Here is an 18,302-nt window from a genome sequence, read left to right as displayed (position 1 = left end):
ATTTGGATTTATTGATACTGTTTTTCCTTCTTTCAGTTGGTGTATCGTTTTTATGTTCAGTTTTAGAATCTGTACTTTTATCCATCAATATGTCTTACGTGGCAGTAATGGAGAAAGAAAGACCAAATATAGGTATATTACTTCGTATTCAAAAAGAGAATATAAACAAATCTATAGCTTCTATTTTAATTTTAAATACCATTGCAAATACTTTAGGTGCTGCAGCTGTCGGTGCACAAGCCGCAAAGATTTTCGGAAATGATGCAGTGGTATATGTTTCTGTTATTTTAACATTTGCAATTTTATTTTTATCGGAAATTATCCCTAAAACTATAGGGGCTATTTATTGGAAAAGTTTAGCTCCTGCAGCAGCATATTTCATCCGTGTGTTTATCTGGTTTACATACCCTGTTATTTTACTTACATTGGCAGTAACAAATAAGATTTCAAAAGGTAAAAAAAACGCACATACGATGACGAAAGAGGAACTTTTAGAAAGTATGCTTTTGAGTGAGGATGAAGGTGTTATCGATGAGAAAGAATCAGAGGTAATTGAAAATATTTTAAAACTTCGCGAGATTAAAGTTGCAGAAGTATTAACACCGAGAAGTGTTGTTTTCGCACTTGATGAGAATATGACAATTAAAGAAGTTGTGAATACACAACCGGCTATTTTTAAATTTTCACGTATCCCTGTCTTTAAAAACTCAATTGAAGAGGTGACAGGTATAGTGCTTACAAAGAAGATATTTAAACAGGCGCTTATTGATGACAGTGTACCTTTGACTGTGATTAAAAAAGATATTTTTTCAATCAATGAAAAAATTCCGGTATCAAAAGCACTTGATATGTTTATTGCAAAAAAAGATCATATGTTCCTTGTTCGTGATAACTATGATCAAACGGAAGGGATTGTGACTTTAGAGGATTGTGTTGAGACAATTTTAGGAGTTGAGATTATGGATGAGAGTGATACAACCGAAGATATGCGCGAGCTTGCAAAAAGAAAAATGAAGCTCAAAAGAAGACTGCAAGAAGAGCAATAAGCTCTTGTTACATACCTGGAATTCTTGGGATTTTCCCGAGTTTTGAATTCCTACAGTAAAATCCCCACCCTTTTTTTAGCCAGTGTCCAATAAAAGGCAGAGGAAGCATAAAGGCACGTTTTTCATCTCTGTAAACAAAAGCAGCACCGTCACCGCTATCCATTACACATAAGATATTGAGATGCTCGTGATAGCCTTTAAAATCAAAACCGCCGTTATCTCTTTGGTAAATGTTGTGTACTGCATTTTTTGCCATAACTTCGGCAATATGACCCTGTTTTGCACGCCATTCATACCCTTCGAGTGCTGCAACATCACCGACAGCATAGACGTTTGTCATATAACCGTTTTCATCAATAACACAAGAATAGTCGTCTGTTTTGACAAATCCGGCATCATTTTGCGGTAGATCGGAACTTTGTACAACTTTGTGCCCGTTTCCTGCAGGGATAAACATAATAAAGTCAGCTTCGAGTTTACTCTCATCCTCAAACACGACACTATCTGATTCAAAGTGAGTGATCTTTTTACCGAATCGTTTTTTAATATCCAGTCTTGTAAAAAACATATCCATCATTGCAAGTGCTTTAGGTCCCATACGTTTACCCGGTTCAGGCATAGGGGCAAAAAATGTAAGTTCAAAGTTCTGGCGGATCCCTTTTTGTTTTAAGAGTTGATGAACATTGAACATAAGCTCAAACCCTGGACCACCACGAACTGCAGAAGTGTCTTTTGGATTGCCTCCAAAACCCATTGCAATTTTTCCGCTTCCTTTTGTAATCAGTTCATCGAGTTTATCGCGGATTAGAAGCGATTGCTCCGGGGCACCGCAGATTGAGAGAGTATTTTCAACTCCTTTAGGCTGCATTTTTGAAGCACCAATTGCAAGTATGAGATAATCGTAGTCCTCAATCTGCATTCCACTTTCTAAAGTGACTTTATTCTCTTTATAAGCAATCGTTTTTACACCGTCTATCAGCAAATCAAACCCATGTGCTTGCTGTAGTTCTTTTAGGTCGACACAAACGTCTTTAAATTCGGCATTGCGTGTCGGCACCCATATAGAAGTAGGATAGATATAAAAATAGTCTCGATCGCTTACAAGTGTAACTTTGTAACCTTTTTTTCTTAGATGTATTGCAGCATCAACACCTGCAAAGCCTCCTCCAAGAACTAAAACTTTTTTCATATGTGACCCTTTTCGAAATATCGTGTATTTTATAAAAATTGTTTTTAACTTTATATTAACAACAATGTATCGAAAAAATTATTTTTTATTAATAAAATAAACTGCCAACATACTAATAACCCCTCCGACTATTACATGTAGTTGCATAGATTCATCAAGTAAAACAGATGCACTAAGTAGTGCAAAAACAGGTACCAAGAACATATAGGAACTAGTTTTTTCACTTCCTAGTTTACCGCTTGCTATAAAAAAGATTGTCGTTGCTATCGTTTGTCCAAAGACAGCCAGGTAGATGAGTGCACTCCAAAACTTCAGATCTTGATCAAAAACGGCTGATAAGTTTGAATCATAGGAATAAAAGAACATAAAAACAGTTGCAACGACAGATATAAAAAAGCTGTAATGTACGGGATGGATATGTTTTTGCGAGTGCTGTGAAAGTACAGTTACACCTGCCCAAATCACAGCACATAGCAGATAGTAAAGGTTTGCCGAATTTAAAAAGAGGGAAAAATCATTGAGCTGAAGAAGTATATACCCACCAACAAGCCCTAAAAGGAGTCCAAAATATTGTCTGTTGTGTAATCTGTTTCTAAATAACAAAGCTACAAGTAAAAAAGTCATAATTGGACTAAAAGTAGTTATTATAACACTTCCTGCACCCGCTAAGCCATATTTGATACCGTAAAAAGAAGAGAACATAAAGCTGACATTGAGGACTGAACTTGATAAGATAAATTTGAGCGAATCTTTTGTTAGCCTCAGAGGTTTATTAAAATAGATAAGCACAGGGATAAATGTCAAAGACATAAAGAAAAAACGCCAAAATACGACAACATCCATAGGAAGTTCATAGGTGAGTATTTTGAGTGCACTCCAGCCGCTTCCCCAAAAAAACATAGCGAGTATCATAAGCTTATTCATAGGAATTCTCTTTTTAGAAAGTGACTAAGGCTATACAGACCCCAAAGATGTTGTTTAAATCTTCCCTTTGCCGCTGTCTGAATGTAACGCTCTAAAACATCATCTTTGAAAAGACCTGTTTGCTCATTGACTTCAGTGATGAGATTGATCTCTTCTGAATTGATGAGATACTCCATATATGGATTTGAAAAACCTTTTTTCTTTCTTGTTAATATTTTACTATCGAGTTTGTTTTGCATTATCTCTTTTAAAAGGGCTTTTGTTTTCCCATCTTGATAACGTAATTTCGGATCTATTGAAAAGATACACTCTGCAAGCTTGTGATCTAAAAATGGTGTACGTGACTCAATACTATGCGCCATAGATACGCGATCAAGTTTTGTCAAGAAATGCTCAGCTTGAAAGAGATTAAGATCTATATAACTGTACCATATGGAGTTGTCAGAATGGGTCGAGTTTACAAAACGATCTCTGTACGGTTGCAGATATTTCAGACTCTCATCATCTCTTATGTTTCTGCGAAGCAGGGTGTTCTTTTGTAGATCGGTAAACTTCTCACCTGATGTTCTAAATAGCAGGCTCTCATCAAAGATACGTTTATACCACTCCCATTCCCGATTCATGGAGAAGTTTGAGCGAAAATATTTTTTCAGCCAGTTTTTGTGCATTAAAACTGCAGCTTTTTCTATGTCAAGGTATTCAAAATATTGTCTGTAGCCTAAGAAAAGTTCGTCGCTTCCCTCACCGCTCATCACCACCTTGTGTCCATCAGCTTTAATCTTTTCAAAAAGCATATACAAAGGGACAGAGGCTGGATCGTTAAGCGGTTCATCCAAAGCGTAGAATACTTCGTCGATCTTCTCAATAAAACTTGTTTGATCTATTTCCACTTCAATATTTTCAATACCTAAAAATTCTGCACTCTCTTTAGCATTACTACGTTCATCATACTTTGCAAACTCTTTATATCCAAGAGTATACGAGGGTAGGCTTAAACCTTTTTTTTGTGCATAGTAGTTAATTGTAGCACTATCTATCCCTCCACTAAGAAGTGCTGCAGTTGGTACTTGAGTATCAAGGCGCATGTAAATAGATTCTTCCAAAAGTTCTTCAATTTTTGTCAATGCTTCTTCTTTTGAAGTTATGATATTAGAAGGGTTGTCTAAAAGATCGAAGTATCTCTCTACTTTGACTTTATTGTTGATAAAGCTTAGATACTCTCCTGCAGCAAGTTTATAAATTCCCTTATAAAACGTATTGGGTGGAGTGGGAGCTAGGAAGCTAAGATAGCTGAGCATTGCATCATCATTCAGCTCTTTTTTGCTTAAAAACGGTGTGAGTGCCTTCAGTTCTGAAGCAAAGTAGAGTGCATTATTTTGTTGCATATAAAAAAGTGGTTTTTTACCAAGTCTATCACGAAAAAGGTAAAGTTTGTCACCGTCTTTGAGAGCGATTGCAAACATACCACGGAGATGCTGCACAAAATCTATACCCCACTTGAGATAGGCAGCAATAATAACTTCACTGTCACCTTCTGTTTGAAACTCAAAATCGAGTTCTTTTTTTAACTCTTGAAAGTTATAAATCTCCCCGTTAAATGAAAGGAGAATATCTTTGTAGCGAAGCGGTTGGTTACTTCTATGGTGAGTATCATTGATAGAGAGTCTTTGGTGTGCAAAGAAGATGTTTTTTTCCTGTGTCAGTCCGCAAAAATCAGGTCCTCTGTGCGCAAGTTTAGAGAGTGCGCTTTTTGCTTTTTGCTCGTCGTATTCCCCTAAAATTCCAAAAATTGCACACATTATCTAAAAAATCCTACAGTGATATCGTTTGGTAAGTAATCTTGAACGTATTTTACCTCATTTACCCCTAATGAGAGGGCAATTTTCTCTATAAACTCCTGATCTAGATAGTTAAAAGTATCACTCTCTCGATCTCCGTATAAGCAGTTAAAAATAAATCCTTCTTTTGCAGATTTATAGCAGTTTTGCAAAAACATCGTGGTCTCAAATCTAGTCAGTATATTTAAAGCACCACTGCAGACAATATAGTCGCTTACTGGCGGTGTCTCTTGGAGAAGATCACATTTGAGTATCTCTTGCAAAGTATTTTCTTTTGCAATTGTTACCATCTCCTCTAAAGCATCTAATCCAAGATATCTTTTTGGTTTTTGATCAAGATAGTTATAAAAGTCCCCGAAACCACAACCGGCATCTGTAAGTGTATAACGATTAAGATTGTTAGGCAAAAGTTCTATGAGTTTATCGAAACGGAGAATTTGAGTGTCTGATGAGTTCCAATTTAAACCTTTAGCACTTTGTCCATACTTTTTAATGGCGGCAAGATAAAAGGTTTTATTGTCAATTGTAGGCATCATATTTCCTATTTATAATTGTAAAAGACTTAAGTTTTTAAGATAAAAATCGCACTACTATATTCTAAAAGAAAACTGTGCAATAATAGCATAAAAAAAGAGGGATACATGGATAAAAGAAGGATTGTTTTAGGGGGTGGTTGTTTTTGGTGTGTTGAAGCAGTATACAGAAATGTTAAAGGTGTGATCTCCGCAGTAAGCGGTTATAGCGGAGGTTTACGTCCCAATCCTACATATGAGAACGTTTGTTCAGGAGCAACTGGGCACGCTGAGATAGTTGATATTGAATTTGATAATGAGGTTATCAAGTTGGATGAGATTTTAGATATCTTCTTTGCCGTACATAATCCTACAACACTGAACCAACAAGGTGCAGATAAAGGAACGCAGTACCGTTCTGTAATATATTATGCAGATGAGGAAGAAAAAACTATTATAGAAAACTCGATTGCAAAGCATCAAAAAGATTTTGCAGAAAAGATAGTGACTGAAGTGAGTCCTTTAGGAGAAGTGTATCCCGCAGAAGCGTATCATCAAAACTATTACAATTTAAATCCTATGCAGGGATATTGCCAGGTGGTTATCGCTCCAAAGCTTCAAAAGTTTATGACACACTTTCCGGAAAAGTTGGGATAAAGGTTTAAGCTTTTAAAATGGGATCATCTTTTTGAGAGATTATACCTTCTGGCGTATCAAGAGTGATCTCAATAGAGCAATGAAGATATTCCGAAGTTGTTAGCGGTGTGAAGTTTTTATCTTCAAAAGCCGCTTTTTTTGAGGCAATAATAATATTGTCTATAAGTGCGTTGCTGGCATCTAACTCTGAAGTTCCTCGAAGCTCTTCTTCAAGAAAAATTTTCACCACAGTCGCAATTTTTTGATCAAGTAAAGGGTGCTCGTTAATTAGGTTTTGTTTATTGATAGTATTGCTTGCTTCTATAACCTCTTGGATTGAATCACGAGCAAGTTGAAGCAAAACTGAACGAGCCATTACACTACCTCTATCTCTTTTTTCTCTTTATACATATTGATAAGCTTGATGATTATCATAACAGATATCACCTGAAATAAAGCCGCTAAGATAAAAGCAAAATAGTGCAGCTTATCTATGGAGTGTGCATTATAGGCCAGTGTAGCCATCGCAATTAAAAGCGTAAGGGGCATAGAGTGTGAAAGACCCATTAATACGGAATCTATAAATCCAAGGTTTTTAATAAATACGAGTGAAGCAATAACACGCATAAGTATCATTACAGCAGTGATTATTAAAGATTTAACTACAAGACCTTCCATAAAAAGTGCATCAAGGTTAAAGATCGTCCCGATATGGATGAAAAATATAGGGATTAAAAATCCAAAACCGTAGGATGAAAGTTTTTCAGGCAGTTCGTGTTTATGTTCAAAGAAACTTGGAATAAAAATACCCGCCAAAAAAGCACCAAATGCAAGTTCGAGATCAAGGTAAAGCATAGCACCGATGAGTAGAAAAAATATCCCCATAGATAAACGTATATCTTGCTCTTTGTTGTCTTCATGCGGCATCAGTGCAGTAGAAATTGCAGGAAACCACCAAAAGACAAGCTGCATAGAGCGAAAGATCACAAACATGATAAAGATAAATACTATCAGGGCAAAAATTGTCTGCACTAATCCAAAACCAATTCCTGACTGGAGTGTTGCGGAGGTGATTGTCAAGATAAAGATAGAGGCAACTTCACCGATACCTCCGACTGTCATTGAGAGTTCTAGCCAATCGGTTTTTCCGTACTCTTTTGCCAATGATGCAACAAGTCCGACGGAGATTAGAGGCAGAAGCACCATGAACACTTTTCCAAGATCAAACTGTAGAGAAAAGGCTAAGGAGAAGGTATATAAAAAGACAAGATACAGAGCTGTTTTTTTCAGGATACTAGATGGGGTTTTGAGGACATTTTTTAAATTAATCTCTGTCCCTGCAATAAACATCAGATATAAAAATCCAAACTCCGCAACGAGTTCAAAGAGGTGTTCATCGTGAATAAATCCTATATATCCGAAGATTGAACCTAGTATGATCTCAATCGGTGTTGTAGGGAGTTTAACAGCACGAGCTATAAATGGAGAGAAAATGATGATAAGTGATATTGTTATGATTAAAACAACATTATCACCTATCGTATGAGTCATTTTATTTTCCTACTTTTGTAGCGACTTCGAGATTAAGCGATTTTAGCATTTCGAGGTCTTTATTCATCTCACGTCCAGAAGTCGTAAGATAATTTCCTATTACGATTGAATTTGCACCATAATCAAAAATTTCACCTTGACGTTCACCAAACATCAGTTCACGACCACCCGCTACCATTATACGTTCTGCATCTGGTAACGTTTCACGAGTTAACTTGATAAGTTCTAGTGCTTCTTCAATATTTAGAGGATTCGGTTGTAATTGCAATGCCGGATTATGATGATAAAAATTTATCGGCACACTTGTCGGATTTAACTCTTTAAGAGAGTTTAGCATACTAATTCTATCCTCTTGAGTTTCACCAAGTCCAAAGATCCCCCCACTTATAAGTACAAGTCCAGCTTCATTGACATTTTGACATGTCTCATATCGCTCGCTCCAAGGATGAGTTGTACAGATCTCAGGATAAAATGCTTCACTAGTTTCCAAGTTATGATTATACGCTTTAATACCCGATTTTTTTAACTCTTTTAGTTGCTCAATCGAAGCAGTACCATTACAAGCGATAAGGCGAAGTTCTGGAGCTACTTTCTGTACCTCTTTTGCAGTTGAACATACAAAATCAAGTGTTTTGTCATTTAAGCCTTTATCTGCAGTTACCAGACAAAATCCTAGTGCACCTTTATCACGCGCAGCAATAGCTTCTTGTTTAATATCTTCGATCGGTTTTTGTTTATAGCGCTCAATGTCTGCTTTATAACGTACACTTTGTGAACAGAATTTACAATCCTCTTTACATGTGCCACTATTGATATTACAAATTGAGCATAAAAAGATTTTTTGACTCATTCTATTCCCTCTGAAAGGAGTACTCTTCTTCGAGTTGAAACTCCTCTTTTTTCTTTCTTGTAAAATATTTTACATCAAACTTTTCAGGCGTAATCTCTAAGAGTACACACTCTGAAGACGGTTTATTCCTTGCGCAAACCTCTCCCGGATTGAGATAAAGAGTTTTACCTTTATATTCTACCTCAAATTTGTGAGTATGACCAAATATTACTATATCCGTATCGTTAGACATATAAAAAGGCAGATGCATCAGTTTAAAAGTTGTATTTGCCAATTTAAAATAGTTCGGTTCTTGCACTAAGTTATATTTGTTATGCAAATCCACAAGATGGGCATCGTTATTTCCATAAACGGCAACGTAGCGTTTTTTTGTTTTTTTAAGATACTCTAACGTTTCCGCTTCTACAATATCGCCGGCATGAATAAAAAACTCCACACCCTCTTTAAGTAGCATATCAATAGCTTTTACGGCTCTGTTATGCTTTGTATGAGAATCGGAAATAATCCCTATTTTGATAGAATCAGAAATAGAGTTACTTCTGGTCAATCTCTTCACGAGGCGTTTTTGTTTTACATTTAACACACTCATATACCTCTTTGTTTCTAAACGTACGAGGAGCAAGTACGCCATCACAACCCTCTTGTGTACATTTTATAGTTGTCGGTTCGAATTTAGAGATAAATTTACAATCAGGATAGTTTTCGCATCCCCAAAATGGTCCGCGTCTTGAATTTTTCAGACTGAGTTTCCCTCCACAATCAGGACAAGGAGTTTCACTCACTTTTTCTTCTACCTGTATACTTTTTGTATTTTTACACTCCGGATAGTTTGCACATGCCAAAAATTGTCCGTTACGGCCATTTTTCACAACCATATCACCACCACATTTATCACACTTGTCTTCAGCAACTTCCTCTTGTTTTTCTACTTTGTTACCTTCGGCATCTACTTGTTCCGTATACTTACATTTAGGGAAACCGCTACATGCTACAAACTCTCCGAAACGTCCTGAACGAAGAAGTAGCTCACTCCCACATTTAGGGCAGTTTCTTCCAAGTGGTTTTGCCATTTTAAGTGAAACTATTTTCTCTTTACCTTCTGCAATTTTCTGCATAAATTCATCGTAAAAATCAACAAGCAGTTTTTCCCAGTCAACATCACCTTCAGCAATCTCATCGAGTTTCTCTTCCATATTCGCAGTGAAGTTAATATCAACGATGTTTGCAAAGTGTTTCTCTAAAATTTCAGTAACAGTGAATGCTACTTCTGTAGGTACGATCTGCTTTTTCTCAATGCTTACGTAAGTTCTATTTGTAAGTGTTGCAATTGTCGGTGCATACGTAGACGGACGTCCTACACCTTCAGCTTCTAGTTTTTTAATAAGACTTGCTTCAGAATAACGTGAAGGTGGTTCAGTAAAGTGCTGTTCTGGTTTAATCTTTTCAATCTCAGCTTTTTCACCCTCTTTAAGTGATGGTAGAAGTTTGTCTTTATCATCATTGCCTAGAACTTTGTAAAAACCGTCAAAAATTAGTTTTCTACCACTTGCACGGTACTCGTTTTCAGAACCGCTGAAGATGATTGATTGCTGTTCAAACACTGCATCTTCCATCTGACATGCCATAAATCTTTCATAGATCAGACGGTAAAGTTTTAATTCGTCAGCTTTTAAGTATTTACTTGCAACTTCCGGAGTAAACTGCAACATTGTTGGACGGATTGCTTCGTGGGCCTCTTGTGCACCTTTTGCTTTTTTCGTGTACACTTTAGGTTTACCCGGAAGGTAGTTTTTCCCGTAACGACTTTCGATAATACCGCGAACTGCACTTACTGCTTCACTAGCTAGGTTTAATGAGTCCGTTCTCATATATGTAATAACCCCACTCGTACCATCAGGTGTTTTTACACCTTCATACAATGTTTGCGCAAGCATCATTGTCTTTTTAGGTGAAAAACCTAGTTTTGAAGATGCTGTTTGTTGCAGAGTTGAAGTCATAAACGGAGGAGGCGTTGAACTTTTTCTCTGTTTTGTTTCAATTTTCGTGATTGTAAAGTTGTCTTTTTTTACACTTTCAACGATTGCAGCAGCAGCTTCTTTATTTTTGATAGTCAGTTTTTCTATCTTTTCATTTTTATGCTGAATAAGATTTGCTTCAATATCTGTTTTAAATGTCGTATCGATGCTCCAGTATTCTTCAGGAACAAAAGCTCTGATCTCTTTTTCACGATCAACTACGAGTTTAAGAGTAGAGCTTTGTACACGACCACCACTTAAACCTTTTTGGATTTTTGAACTTAGTAATGGGGATAGTTTGTACCCTACAATACGGTCAAGTAAACGACGAGCCTGTTGAGCATTTACCATTTTCATATCAATTTTACGAGCAGATTCTAGTGCATGTGTAATAGCACTTTTTGTGATCTCGTGGAAAACGATACGTGGAAGTTCTTCAGGATCTTTCTTTATGGCATGAGCAATATGCCATCCGATAGCTTCCCCCTCGCGGTCCTCATCGGTCGCGATATAGATAGTATCTGCGTTTTTTGCTTTGTCTTTGATCTCTTTTACTGTAGCAGCATTCTCTTTAGCTACAGAATACTTAGGTACGATAGTATGTGTATCTTCATCTATCTCAATTCCAAAACGTGACTTTGGAAGATCTCTAATATGTCCTTTTGACGCGATTACATCATAATCTTTACCTAAAAAGTTTTTAATAGTTCTAGCTTTTGCGGGTGATTCGACGATAATTAAGTTCAAATATAATCCTATATAATATAGTATAGTGTTTCAAGTGCGAAAGTTTAGCACAAAAACTTTAAATATAAAAAAATTGAAAAAAAATGTAAATTTTTCTAAAGTTATTTTTTTTAGTGTCGATTTAGTTTACATCTAGGGCAAGGAAGCCTGAAGATAAAATTAAATTGACGAGAGCGAAAGGCTCTTCCCTAAAAGGATTTATTATGGGTTTCAGAATTAATACTAACGTAGGTGCGATGAACGCACACAGAAATGCAACAATGAACAATGTTCAACTTGATAAAAGTTTACAATCACTTTCTTCAGGTTTAAGAATCAACAAAGCTGCTGATGACTCTGCTGGTCTTGCAATCGCTGACAAACTTTCTGCTCAGTCTCAAGGTCTTGGTCAAGCTATCGCTAATGCAAATGACGGTATTGGTCTTATCCAAACTGCTGATGGTGCACTTGAAGAGTATACAAACATTTTAAAAAGAGTTCGTGTTCTTGCTGCTCAAGCGGCGAATGATACACAAGATTCTACATCTCGTGGTCACATTCAAAAAGAGGTTACTGCACTTTTACAAGAAGCTAGTGATATCGCTACTACTACTAAATTTAATGGTGTTTCTCTTTTAGATGCTACAGGTGGTGCTACAGGTACATTTACATTCCACGTTGGTGCATATGCTAACGAAACACAAAATGTTGCGATCGGTACAAATACTGTATCTGCAATCGTAGGAACTGCACTTGCTGGTGTTGTTGTAAGTAACCGTAGTAAAGCAGAAGCAGCTATTTCACAAATGGATGCTGCACTTGATACAATCAACGGTAAAAGAGCGACTTTAGGTGCTGCGCAAAATAAACTTGAATCAACTGTTAGAAATATTTCAGTTACTCAAGTAAATGTTACTGCTGCTGAATCTCAAATTCGTGACGTTGACTTTGCTGCTGAATCTGCAAACTTCAACAAAAGAAACATTTTAGCTCAATCTGGTTCTTATGCTATGAGTCAAGCTAATGCTGTTCAACAAAACGTATTAAGATTATTACAATAGTCTTAACCGTATCTACTAAGGCTACTTCGGTGGCCTTAGCTATTAATTTAAAACAAGTCCAACTTTCCTTAGTTTAAAAACTCCGTTATTTTTTCTTCATAAATAGTTACAACTTCCATCATTTCGTCAATAATAAGTTTATTAATATTCTCTATATGTTTATTTTGTTCTTTTAACTCTTTGGTATTAAAAAGATCAAAGATTAAAGGCATGGAATAACTAAAGAACTGGTCATAAATATCGATTAGGTTTGCAGTTGTGATAGTTGGCGGTTGAAGAATATCCAACATCAGAGATATTAATGCATGCAGGTAGTGATTTGCATGTAAAAATTTCTTTTCTTGAAAAGTTGTAATGATATGTTTGACAGAAGTAACAAACTCTAGTTTTTTCGCAATTTCCTTGAGCTCATCTGATGATAAGTTGTCATTTGAGTAAGATTGAAATAGGTCCATTATTTCAGCATGTATCTCTTTTTTATCATAAGATCCCAAACTATCGCTTAGTTGTTCGAAATTTTTGAAAGGTTCTGTACCACTAAAGTATGCACCTTCACTTAAGTTATAGATTGTTTGAGTTTCATTTTTAACATGTGGAATGATATTGTTGAGATTTAAAATAGAACCGTAAAACGTAGGATTAGTATAAACAGTTTTCTCTAAATTTCCTGGAACATTAAAAAATGAGCCTGCGAGAGAGATATTCGTCTGAGATTCTTTAATCTTATTAAGATCTACAGTTTTACTATGAATATGAGATGAAACATGAGTTTGTCCATCTTTTGTAATTGCTAGGTCAACACCTAAAAGGTATATTTTGTCAAAATTCAATAATGCAGAATGAACCACTGATGTTGAACCGACACACGAACCGTTGATAGAATCAAAACCTTTATGGTAATTTGTTTGATTTTCTTCATAGATATACACATTTGTTTTGACAAAGTGGTCAATAATATTTTGTTGTACAAAACTGCCGGCGAGTAAAATACTGTTATTTAAAAAGTTTTTCGTTTCAAAACCTTCAAAGTGTTTTGCAGAAATTGCGAAGCCGTCCAAATGTGTCACAATGTCAGGTTTTATATTATATTCATGTAGTTTTTTAAGTACGGCCGAGACAGCTATAATGATAAAACTATCTTGATTTTCTTTCAGCCAGTCTATATGTTTTTCAAAAGATGGTCCAGCACCGAGAACTATACAGGGTTTTTCACTTAAAGAAGATTTTTTGAATTGCTTTGATAAATTGATAAATTTATAGTTATTTTTAATGTATTCAAGCGGTCTTAAATATTTCATAAGTCTTGTCTTATATGGGAAGACTGAAAAGGCTTGAGATGCTAAAGAGTGTTTGATAAAATCAAATTTTTCTTTAGAATGTGCAGGAAAATAAGAGTATTTCAAAAATTTGTTTCTGAAAAAGCTCAGTTGTAAAAAAAGTTGAAATTTTCGTGTAAACTGCTCCTCTTTTTCTTGTATAGAAAAAGAGAGTTTCCCTTTTATTTTATAATACGGAGTTGTAAAAAGCGAAAGACGAAACAGCTCTAAATCATCTTCAATAATGAAATACTCTTCAGCATGAATTTTTTTATCAACTTGCAGAATATGGAGCCCTAAACCGACACCAATAAAAATGAATTTTTCGATCTCATTCATAGTCGCATTTTTAGGCAAGTTATCGATATAGTATGTCATTAGGGGATAAATTCCTTCTGCTCCTTTGGCAGTATCTAAAAAAGAATCTTTTCCTTGTTCATAATTATAATAAAGACCAAAACCTTCAAAGAGATAAGAATTTTTATCGAAATTAACAAGAGAAGTTAACTGATCAGACACTTGGATGCTATTGGTATTATATAAAAATTGACCGCTTTTTAAATCTACAACATCAAAATATTTATTTTGATATTCTAAGGCGTACTTCTCTTGATAAAGACCATGATTGATTCCATCCTCAAGTATTTTGATCTTATTAAATACGTCAGGATGGTTTTGAGCTAAAAATTCACTGTTTTTTGTGTAACGTTCTAAAGCTTTATTTTCTATATCATTCATTGATTGTTTCCTTCGAGAGCTTTGTGTAAATAATTCTGATAAACAGATATCAGTTCAACAAGATGTTGTTTAAAAAGTTGATCTATATGCTGAAAATCTTCCTGGGGTATTTTTGGATTGTTTAGATAGTCATAGATAAAGTTAAGGATATAGTATAAATAACTATCTAATACACGAGCTAATTCATATTTATAGAGATTTTCATCCCCAGTGATTAACTGTTGTATTGTTTTAACATAGGAGAGCGGTGTTGTATTATTCGGTTTAATATTTTGTAATTGTGATTGAAGCTTTTTACAAAATTTTAGTTTTCTTTTAAGGGATTTTAGTTCATTTTCATTGAGTGAATGGAGTGTGTGTGCTTCAAGAAGTGTTTTAAGCTCTCTCTCTATTGACTCCGGTAAATCAGGAAGATCTTTTAACTCTTTAAACGTCAAAGCTTGTGTTTTTTGGAAATAAGCACCATCACTAAGATTATAAAACTGTTGAGATGGTTTTACAATAGTCGCAAAATAATTATTTATTAGATTGACGGAAGTAAAGAAGTGCGGTGTCGTAAAAACTTTTTCTCTCTGATTCCCTTTTATCTGGACGAGGTCATCATAATACGAGAGTGTCTCATTTGTGTCATTTTGAAAAGAGTCTTTTAATTCTAAAGTTTTTTCATGAATATGTGTATTGATATGACTAGAACCCGTTTCGTTATCTACTGCCAAATCAAGTCCTAAAAAATAGAGTTTTTGTACTTTAAGAACAGTAAGTAAAAGATATCCTAAGGAACCGACGCAGGAAGATGAAACATTTAAAGCATCTGTTTTATATGCAGAACCTGCTTCAAAAACATAAATATTTTCTTTGTTTAATAACGAGTATACTTTTCTTGATGCATGAGCAGATAGAAAAATAAGTGAATTATCTAAAAAAGAGAGAGAGTCTAATCTTTCAAATGGAGTGGCACTAATCTCAAATGGATCAAGATGTAAAACAATGTGCGGCTGAATTTGATACTTCTCAAGGAAGTTCAAAGAGGAAGAAACAGCAACTATGATGAACTTGTCTTTATTTTGTAAGAGTGCATCTATATTTTTTTGCAGTGATGGTCCACTGGCAATGAATAAGAAGGGTTTGTTTTGAAAATACTCAGTATTGAAATTGAGATTTTTTTCAATAATCGAATATCCTTGAGAAAATGTTTCTAACGGTATAGATAGGGTACGAAGATAGTTGTGAAATAAAAATTTCAGTTCAGCTTGACTTGAAAGTGCCAAATAAAAATGATTTGCTTTTACTTCTGAATGACTGAGTAATTGAAAATATTTTATATAGTGGTTAAAGTAATAAGACTCTTTTAAAAAGTTTTCACAAATATGGGCAAATTCCGAATCATCTTCAAAAATAGCAAAAAAAAGCTTTGCTGTTTTTGCTAAATTTTTATAATTGATGCAAAAAAGAGATAATCTAAAGAGTTCTAAATCATCTTCAACTATAAGATACATTTTTGCTTGTATATGTTCTGCAATTGCTTCAATATGTAAACCGAGTCCGACACCGAAGAAAATATATTTATCTATTGTGTTTAAAAGTTTTTTTTCTCTTTGGTTGGTTATGTGAATAATATCTGCAATGTAAGGCAGATGTGACTCTAGAGGATCTTTTGTTTGGAGTTGTTTAAAATCTTTAATCTCATCTTCCGTGTAGTCTTGTCTGATAAAAGCCTCAAAACAGTTGTTTTCAGTACTGTAATCTACACTATGCAAAGATTTTTCAGTATGGTAAGAAGTTTGTTTGTCATAAAGAAATTTTTGGGTTGCATGCTCCAATACATCAAAATTATCGTTTTCAAAAATAAGCTCATATTTTTCTTTATAATGGCCGTTTTCAACAGCAATGTCAAATGCAGAAAGCTTTTCAAATACTTTTGGATGATGTTGTTGTAAATATTCTATATTTTCATGAAAGTTTTGTGCTACTTTTGCATTAATATCTGTCAAATCCAGCTCTCTTTAAAATGTTGTATAAACTCTTCTAAAATCTCTAAAAGATTGTTTGTTAAGTGTAGCTGTATCTCATCTATATTTGGATTGAACTCTTGTGTATTGCATGCATCAAAGATAAATCCATATACAAATTTGAGATAGTGTTCAAGTAATATTGAAAGCACTTCACACTCTTTTTCATCACACAAGCAAAGATCGTTCTTAAGTTGTATAAGGGCACTGAGAAATAGTTCTTTAGTAGCATAATGTTCAGATGAAAACAGTTTTAGTATTTCGATTTTTTCTTGAGTTTTTTCTGCAATTGTAGAAAGGAACTTTTGTTCCTTTTGAGTCAAAGATTGGGCACTGTTTCGGATAAAAAGCTTTTGTAGCTCTTCGAGTGACTTTTTCGAGTGCTTTTGCAGCTCTAAAGATCCGGAAGAAACCGCTATAGTGTTTTGTAGTTTTGCACCGTCATTGAAGTTATAAATATTTTGATACGGCTGTTTGAGTCCCAAGGAAATTTCATTCATAGCATTAACAGAAAGAGAAAAATTAGGAGTTGATTTGACGAGTGGTCGCAGATTTCCTTCTAATTCTATAATGGAATCACGAAAACTGAGAGTATCATCTTTTTGTTGTGCATCAAGTGTATAAGTATAAGCATCACTATGAGTTTTTAATGTTGTTTGTTCAAGTGCTAGATCAAGTCCGATAAGAAAAATTTCTTTAAATCCAAGAGCAACTAAAATAAGGTAAGTTGATGAACCTGCACAAAAAGCACTTAACTCTCCAAAACCTTGCTTGTAATTGGTACCGCTTTCAAAGAAAAAGAGCTTCTCTTTGTGAAACATAGAGACAATTTTTTGTGGTGTTTTAGCACTAAAGAGTAGTATAGAATCTTGGATGAATGCTTTGTTCTCAAGTTTTTCAAAATGAACGGCACTACGTTCAAAACCGTCAAAATGGGTGATGATGTCAGGTTTGATATTTGCTGTTTCTAAAGTTCTTAGTGTTGCCGAAAGGGCTACAATGATGTACTGGTCTTGATACTCTTTTATAAACTCAATGTTTTTATCTAAGGATGGACCAGGAGCGATTAAGAACACACTTTTGTTTTGAAAATACTCATTAAGTTGTTGCGCTGTTAAGTTTATAAAATTATAGTTTTTTTGCAGGTACTGAAGCGGCTGCGTATACTGTTTTAAGATCGAAGAGTAAAAGAAATTTAGATGTGATTGAGTTACAACAGTTGTATGAAACTGCTTAACTTTATCATCAGAATGAAAAATAGATTCGAAAAATTTTATATACTGATTGTAATAGAAAGCTTCATCTAAAAATTTTTTTGTGATGATTTCAAACTCACTTTTGTCTGAAGCAATAGCAAATAAAAGTTTTGCTTTATCTGCTAGTTCAAAATATTTTGTTGTAAACAAAGAGAGACGAAAGAGTTCAATGTTGTCTTCAATGATGAGGTAAAATTCAGCATTTATTTTCTCAGCGATTGGATTAATGTGTAAACCAGTGCCGAAAAAGATAAATTTATATATTTTTTCAAGCTCTTGATTTTTTGTTTTTTCAAACAGATCAAAAACAAAATCGTATCCTTTCGTCTCTGGTGTTTTTGGCAGAACTTTAAAGGTTTCAAACACATTTTCATTTTTTTGAAAATTGACACTTTCCTGCATGATTTGAATGAGCTGTTGACTTTGTTGTTGATAGAGGTAATTATTGGAGTGTAAGTTGAGAATATCAAAACCACCGTTTTCATAACTTAATGTAAAATTTTCAGCGATATTGTTTTGACTTACATAATGCTCGTAAGCTAGAAGTTTTTCGTAAATCGCACGATGGTTGATCTGCAGGTATTGGACATTTTTTTGGAAGTTTTGGACTATAATTTCATTAATGTCAGTCATAT

15 protein-coding genes are annotated in these 18,302 nt (G+C 34.7%); 3 read left to right on the top strand and 12 right to left on the bottom strand.

Annotated features, from left to right (window positions below; translation table 11 throughout):
- Positions 1-2: 2 nt before the first annotated feature.
- Entirely contained in the window at positions 3-1,046 is a 1,044-nt protein-coding gene (locus P6N22_RS06815; protein WP_280331436.1) for a CNNM domain-containing protein, read from the top strand.
- Between the two features lie 7 nt (positions 1,047-1,053).
- Here the strand turns inward: P6N22_RS06815 and P6N22_RS06810 are convergent, their stop codons facing one another.
- From P6N22_RS06810 to P6N22_RS06795, 4 genes are all read right to left on the bottom strand, one after another.
- Positions 1,054-2,235 (bottom strand): FAD-dependent oxidoreductase, encoded by a 1,182-nt coding sequence (locus tag P6N22_RS06810; protein WP_280331434.1) that lies wholly within the window; start codon positions 2,233-2,235, stop codon positions 1,054-1,056.
- Between the two features lie 78 nt (positions 2,236-2,313).
- Positions 2,314-3,159 carry a DMT family transporter gene (locus P6N22_RS06805; protein ID WP_280331432.1) on the bottom strand — a complete coding sequence of 282 codons (846 nt, stop codon included), beginning with the start codon at positions 3,157-3,159 and terminating at the stop codon, positions 2,314-2,316.
- Positions 3,156-4,958 (bottom strand): asparagine synthase (glutamine-hydrolyzing), encoded by a 1,803-nt coding sequence (gene asnB, locus P6N22_RS06800; protein WP_280331430.1) that lies wholly within the window; start codon positions 4,956-4,958, stop codon positions 3,156-3,158. Before asnB ends, P6N22_RS06805 begins: the two co-directional genes overlap by 4 nt.
- The gene (locus P6N22_RS06795; RefSeq protein ID WP_280331428.1) at positions 4,958-5,533 is read right to left on the bottom strand and encodes a class I SAM-dependent methyltransferase; all 576 of its coding nucleotides are present in this window, start codon (positions 5,531-5,533) and stop codon (positions 4,958-4,960) included. The genes asnB and P6N22_RS06795 overlap by 1 nt, the downstream gene beginning before the upstream one ends.
- A 105-nt stretch (positions 5,534-5,638) precedes the next feature.
- Here P6N22_RS06795 and msrA point away from each other — a divergent pair, with 105 nt between their 5' ends.
- Complete coding sequence (gene msrA / locus P6N22_RS06790; RefSeq protein WP_280331426.1) at positions 5,639-6,166, top strand: peptide-methionine (S)-S-oxide reductase MsrA; 528 nt, start codon at positions 5,639-5,641, stop codon at positions 6,164-6,166.
- Between the two features lie 4 nt (positions 6,167-6,170).
- Here the strand turns inward: msrA and P6N22_RS06785 are convergent, their stop codons facing one another.
- From P6N22_RS06785 to topA, 5 genes are read right to left on the bottom strand one after another with little or no spacing between them, the layout of a single operon-like run.
- Positions 6,171-6,521, bottom strand: a complete 351-nt coding sequence (locus tag P6N22_RS06785; protein WP_280331424.1) for an AMMECR1 domain-containing protein — start codon at positions 6,519-6,521, stop codon at positions 6,171-6,173.
- A complete protein-coding gene (locus P6N22_RS06780) occupies positions 6,521-7,696 on the bottom strand; it encodes a cation:proton antiporter (protein ID WP_280331422.1) in 1,176 nt (391 codons plus the stop codon). Before P6N22_RS06780 ends, P6N22_RS06785 begins: the two co-directional genes overlap by 1 nt.
- Position 7,697: 1 nt before the next feature.
- Positions 7,698-8,546: a biotin synthase gene (locus P6N22_RS06775; protein ID WP_280331420.1), complete on the bottom strand. Its 849-nt coding sequence runs from the start codon at positions 8,544-8,546 to the stop codon at positions 7,698-7,700.
- Between the two features lies 1 nt (position 8,547).
- A complete protein-coding gene (locus P6N22_RS06770; RefSeq protein ID WP_280331418.1) occupies positions 8,548-9,102 on the bottom strand; it encodes a YfcE family phosphodiesterase in 555 nt (184 codons plus the stop codon).
- On the bottom strand, positions 9,080-11,308 hold the full coding sequence (gene topA, locus P6N22_RS06765; RefSeq protein WP_280331416.1) for a type I DNA topoisomerase: 2,229 nt from the start codon (positions 11,306-11,308) through the stop codon (positions 9,080-9,082). The genes P6N22_RS06770 and topA overlap by 23 nt, the downstream gene beginning before the upstream one ends.
- Positions 11,309-11,511: 203 nt before the next feature.
- Between topA and P6N22_RS06760 the strand changes: the two genes are divergently transcribed.
- A complete protein-coding gene (locus tag P6N22_RS06760; RefSeq protein ID WP_280331414.1) occupies positions 11,512-12,348 on the top strand; it encodes a flagellin in 837 nt (278 codons plus the stop codon).
- A gap of 68 nt (positions 12,349-12,416) precedes the next feature.
- Here P6N22_RS06760 and P6N22_RS06755 read toward each other — a convergent pair whose 3' ends face one another.
- From P6N22_RS06755 to P6N22_RS06745, 3 genes are read right to left on the bottom strand one after another with little or no spacing between them, the layout of a single operon-like run.
- Positions 12,417-14,402, bottom strand: a complete 1,986-nt coding sequence (locus P6N22_RS06755; protein WP_280331412.1) for a 6-hydroxymethylpterin diphosphokinase MptE-like protein — start codon at positions 14,400-14,402, stop codon at positions 12,417-12,419.
- Positions 14,399-16,393 (bottom strand): 6-hydroxymethylpterin diphosphokinase MptE-like protein, encoded by a 1,995-nt coding sequence (locus tag P6N22_RS06750; protein ID WP_280331410.1) that lies wholly within the window; start codon positions 16,391-16,393, stop codon positions 14,399-14,401. Before P6N22_RS06750 ends, P6N22_RS06755 begins: the two co-directional genes overlap by 4 nt.
- Positions 16,390-18,300 carry a 6-hydroxymethylpterin diphosphokinase MptE-like protein gene (locus tag P6N22_RS06745; protein WP_280331408.1) on the bottom strand — a complete coding sequence of 637 codons (1,911 nt, stop codon included), beginning with the start codon at positions 18,298-18,300 and terminating at the stop codon, positions 16,390-16,392. The genes P6N22_RS06750 and P6N22_RS06745 overlap by 4 nt, the downstream gene beginning before the upstream one ends.
- Positions 18,301-18,302: the final 2 nt, after the last annotated feature.

Origin of the sequence: Sulfurimonas sp. C5 (assembly GCF_029872055.1) — a bacterium.
Lineage (GTDB): Bacteria > Campylobacterota > Campylobacteria > Campylobacterales > Sulfurimonadaceae > Sulfurimonas.
Note: the sequence above shows the minus strand (reverse complement) of the source record. Positions and strands in the feature narration are given on the sequence as shown.